This is a genomic window from Paracoccus sp. (in: a-proteobacteria), assembly GCF_046462195.1.
Classification (GTDB): Bacteria; Pseudomonadota; Alphaproteobacteria; order Rhodobacterales; family Rhodobacteraceae; genus Paracoccus.
Genome location: NZ_JBKGUN010000250.1, coordinates 1 through 3,630, shown reverse-complemented (window position 1 = coordinate 3,630; position 3,630 = coordinate 1). Strand labels below are relative to the sequence as shown.

The window sequence follows — 3,630 nt, the reverse complement described above, 5'->3', positions numbered from 1 at the left end:
TGCCTGCCGTTCATGTCGTGATACCAGGTTTTCATCGGCCGAAACCTTTCTGCCCATGCAGCGGATCGGCTGCTCAGCAAGCCGATGACCATGATGCTCATGGCGAAGCAGCTTCGTAAAGGGGATGAAAAGCTCTTCCTCGCCCTGCCAATGTCTAATCGCTGTTTCAGGGGAAGCCGCTTCTGTGGGCAAATCGCGGGTGGAATGGCAGGCGAAATAATCAGATAAAAGTCGCCAGCCCTGCCCGAGCGAAGCAGAGGTTCGGCCGTCCTTCGGATCAGCGATTGCGGTGCCCGCGATTACCATATCGCTTGCAAAGCAGTCTTTTGAGAATGGAGCGGTCACACCCTTGCCAGAAGCCCTTTTGCTTAATCTTGAGCAGGTTCCGTCTCTAACGGGCTGAAGGCTATCGCAAAAAGCATATCTTTGAACAGCGCCTTTCACTGTATCTCACTGAGGTCGATCAGTCCGGACGCCTTCAGCAGGAAAGCGCCTTTGCCTGCCAAGAAATCCAGTACCAGCTTGCGACCGTCTGGCTCTGCCAGATCAAGAGGAGTGAGGCGCGCGTTGTACCGGTCGCGTGTATCGGACAGCTGATCCGGATGCTGCAGAAGCGCCGTCATTATCACGGCTGAGCGAGAGTGATCCGCATCGTCGGCATCATGCGTCACCTCTAGGTGCCCGCGGATCATCTCCTGCGGCGATGGATCAGGCCCCGTCCGCTCGACCACCTCGGCATCATCAGCTTCTCCCCACCGGGTGATCATGGCCCGGATCAGGGCGTCGCGCGTGCCGAAGGCGTCTTGCGCACCGCCTTTGGTGATGCCGACGGCTTTGGCCACCGCATCGAAGCTCAGTGCACCCGCGCCTGCGGCTGTCACAAGAGCTTCGGCGGCATCCAGAACCCTGTCGCGGTCGATGCTGCGTGATCGTCCAGCCATTCTTTCCCTTCAATTACGGTACGATTGTATCCATATTGGCCCCGCAATTGTCGGCTTGTTCCAACCATTGTGGCGAGCGCGCTGATCCTGATCATCATCGACATTGCGGTGCTCTACACTGCGCTGCCCCGGGTGACGCTTGATCTGGCCGTCACAGCTACGGAGAAGCTTTGAGTCGTAGACGCTTATCTCCTGGTGGTGGCGGGCCTCTTGCCGGGATTGGGCGGGCTGGCGACCGGGTCGGCCACAAGTGCATGTTCCTGCCCGGCATTTGGTAATTTGGGTAGCGTCGCTCGCCGCGGCCTTTTCTCCGGTGCCCTCCGCACTTATTGCCCCGGGGTGGTGCGGGTGATCAGGACTACTATGATGCCGGCCACTCTGTCGCTGATCCGCCTGACATTCACCGACAAAGAAGAGCGATCGCTTGCTACCGATATATGGGCCGCGTTTGCCTCCGGCGGTGCTGCCATGGGACCGGTGGTCAGCGGATTGCTGCTGGAGTGGTTCTGGTGAAGCTGGGTCTTTTCCATCACGTTCCGATTGTCCTGCTGGCATTGCTGGCAGGCGCGGTGGTGCTGGTCAACAAACGACCCGTGCATGCCCATCTCTTGGATCTTCTCGGCTCCGCACAGGCGATGGGCGGGCTGGTGCGCTGGTTTATTCTGTCAAGAAGGTGAGCAAGCGCGAGCCGCCCTAGCCAACGGCCAATCTGGTCTTGCGATCGGCCCCATTGCCATGACAGCCTTTGTCCGCTGCCAGCGGGCAGGTGCCAGTCCGCTGATCGACTTTGCGTTGTTCCGCAGTGCCCGCTTCGCCTCCGGTATGGTCACGGTCCTTGTGACTTCCGCCGCCCTGATCGGCGTCGAGCTGGTCTTCAGCCAACGGCTGCAACCGGTGCTTGCCTTGTCTGCACTTGAAGCCGGGCTGATGATCCTGCCGATCCCGGCCGCGTCCTTTCTTGCCGAACCGCCAATGGGTCTTGCGCTGCCGCGCCGTGGAGCAACGCGTGTGCTGACATCGGCCCTAGTGCCGACCAGATTGCCCTAATCATCTATCTCCCCACCCATAGGGGTAAGACGGCGCTGTGGCGGCCGGTCCTGTCGGTCATGCGCTTCGGCATTGGTGCCACGATGACAGCCGCTTTCCGCGTCATCATGCTGTCCGCATTTAAGGATCGTGCCGGCATGGCGGCCCCGGTCCAAGAAGTGTCCTTTGAGCTTGGCGGCGCCCTCGGTATCACCATCTTGGGCGAGGTGATGACTGCGCTCTACACCCGCGCCATGGTCTTTCCTGCAGGTCTAGACGCCACCGTGGCTGACAGTTTCGATGAGGCGCTGCTGGCTGCAGAAGCACTCAGCGAAAGCGGAGTTGCGCAGCTGACAGCACTGGCACGGGGCACTTTTGACGAGTCGTTCGTTGGCGTGATTGCTCTGGCGGCTGTTCTGGTCATGGGGGAGCGTTCGGCACCTGGCGTAAGGCTGCAACAGACCATTGAACGGCGAGCGGCTGAGGTGTCTACAACGAAAGATCCTCAACGATTTCGCCGCGGATACCTTTGAGTGGACCCTCCTCGGTATGCTGGACAAGGTAATCATAGGCAGCATTATGGCTGTCGAATACCAGGGGGACGTCTGTCGCGCTGAATTCATCGCCGAGGTGTGACAGCTTCATGTGTGGCGCCGCGCCCATGGCAATAACGAATCGTGGCATCTGTTCTTTCCTCGGTTCAGAACAAGCGAAGGCGGGCAGACCGCATTCAACCACATCATGCTGCCGCCTGCAACGCGAAGCAGGGCCAAAACGAACCATCATTCCTGATCCTCATCCATGCCGCGTTGTTCGCTTTCGTTAGCTGGGCGAGCGGGAAGTGCTGCGGCTGGAGCACGAACATCCTAAAGCCTTGTGGATTTGGCGAGGTTCGGCTGCGGTAAGGGCGATTGCCGAACAGGCAGGATGCGACGTTCCACACAGGAATCCATCTGTTCAAACTCTCCCTCCTGTGTTTTTGAGCCGTGCACGCCTGTCCTGAACAGCTATTGTTCCTCTTCAGCGAATGACCGAAAGGTCCTATATAGCAAACCTTACAACACGGCAGGCGAGCGGCAGCTCTGTAGACACTTGCAGTATTCGCTGGAACCGCAGCATCACGGCTCTCAATGGAAGCTAAATCGACCCGAAGGCAAAAAGCTGCAGTACGTTGCATGCGAAACTGCCTGATACAGGAATGGGGAGAGCGGACATTCACGTGCATTACGATGTTAGATCAGTAGCACTTGGAGCAGCACAAATAGCTGAAAGATCTACTTGAAGTCCCTTTTCTTGGGCTGACTTTCGTTCAAACAGCCTTCGCATGAAATGTGGGAATGCTTCACAGGGAGTGGAGACGACAGTCACAAGATAAAGTCGTCCTCCAGCAGCACGGTCTTTCGGGACAGCTCGATGGTGAAGTCCGCCGCCCCGTCTCCTGTGGTATCAGCATGGATCAGGGTCACGTTTTTGCTGTACTCGTAGCGCAATTCGCCCGCGGCACCCGAGAAGCCTGCCGTGCCGACAAATCGGAAGGCCTGGTCACCGGATAGGAGCAGGTTTGCGTCGATGGCTGACAGGTCGATCTTGTCGCCTTGGCTGCGGTTGAAGTCGGTGATCACGTCTCGCGCCGCAGCGGTCGGACCGGAGTCAGCCGTGCTCA

General features: G+C 58.6%; 7 protein-coding genes. 4 read left to right on the top strand and 3 right to left on the bottom strand.

Translation table 11 applies throughout. The annotated features are described in order from the left end of the window. The coding region (locus tag ACLHHB_RS15605) for a hypothetical protein (protein ID WP_410219204.1) at positions 1-345 on the bottom strand (345 nt) is incomplete at its 3' end. A gap of 95 nt (positions 346-440) precedes the next feature. Continuing rightward, the gene (locus ACLHHB_RS15600; protein ID WP_410219203.1) at positions 441-941 is read right to left on the bottom strand and encodes a TetR/AcrR family transcriptional regulator; all 501 of its coding nucleotides are present in this window, start codon (positions 939-941) and stop codon (positions 441-443) included. A 366-nt stretch (positions 942-1,307) separates the two neighbouring features. Between ACLHHB_RS15600 and ACLHHB_RS15595 the strand changes: the two genes are divergently transcribed. Genes ACLHHB_RS15595 through ACLHHB_RS15580 form a run of 4 tightly spaced genes read left to right on the top strand, consistent with a single transcriptional unit; the run spans position 1,308 to position 2,500 of the window. Continuing rightward, positions 1,308-1,454, top strand: a complete 147-nt coding sequence (locus ACLHHB_RS15595; RefSeq protein ID WP_410219202.1) for a hypothetical protein — start codon at positions 1,308-1,310, stop codon at positions 1,452-1,454. After that, on the top strand, positions 1,451-1,618 hold the full coding sequence (locus tag ACLHHB_RS15590; protein ID WP_410219201.1) for a hypothetical protein: 168 nt from the start codon (positions 1,451-1,453) through the stop codon (positions 1,616-1,618). Before ACLHHB_RS15595 ends, ACLHHB_RS15590 begins: the two co-directional genes overlap by 4 nt. A 58-nt stretch (positions 1,619-1,676) precedes the next feature. After that, positions 1,677-1,988, top strand: a complete 312-nt coding sequence (locus tag ACLHHB_RS15585) for a hypothetical protein (RefSeq protein ID WP_410219200.1) — start codon at positions 1,677-1,679, stop codon at positions 1,986-1,988. A 59-nt stretch (positions 1,989-2,047) separates the two neighbouring features. Continuing rightward, entirely contained in the window at positions 2,048-2,500 is a 453-nt protein-coding gene (locus ACLHHB_RS15580; protein WP_410219199.1) for a hypothetical protein, read from the top strand. A gap of 831 nt (positions 2,501-3,331) precedes the next feature. Here the strand turns inward: ACLHHB_RS15580 and ACLHHB_RS15575 are convergent. After that, a partial coding sequence (locus tag ACLHHB_RS15575) for a M10 family metallopeptidase C-terminal domain-containing protein (protein WP_410219198.1) occupies positions 3,332-3,630 on the bottom strand: 299 nt, incomplete at its 5' end.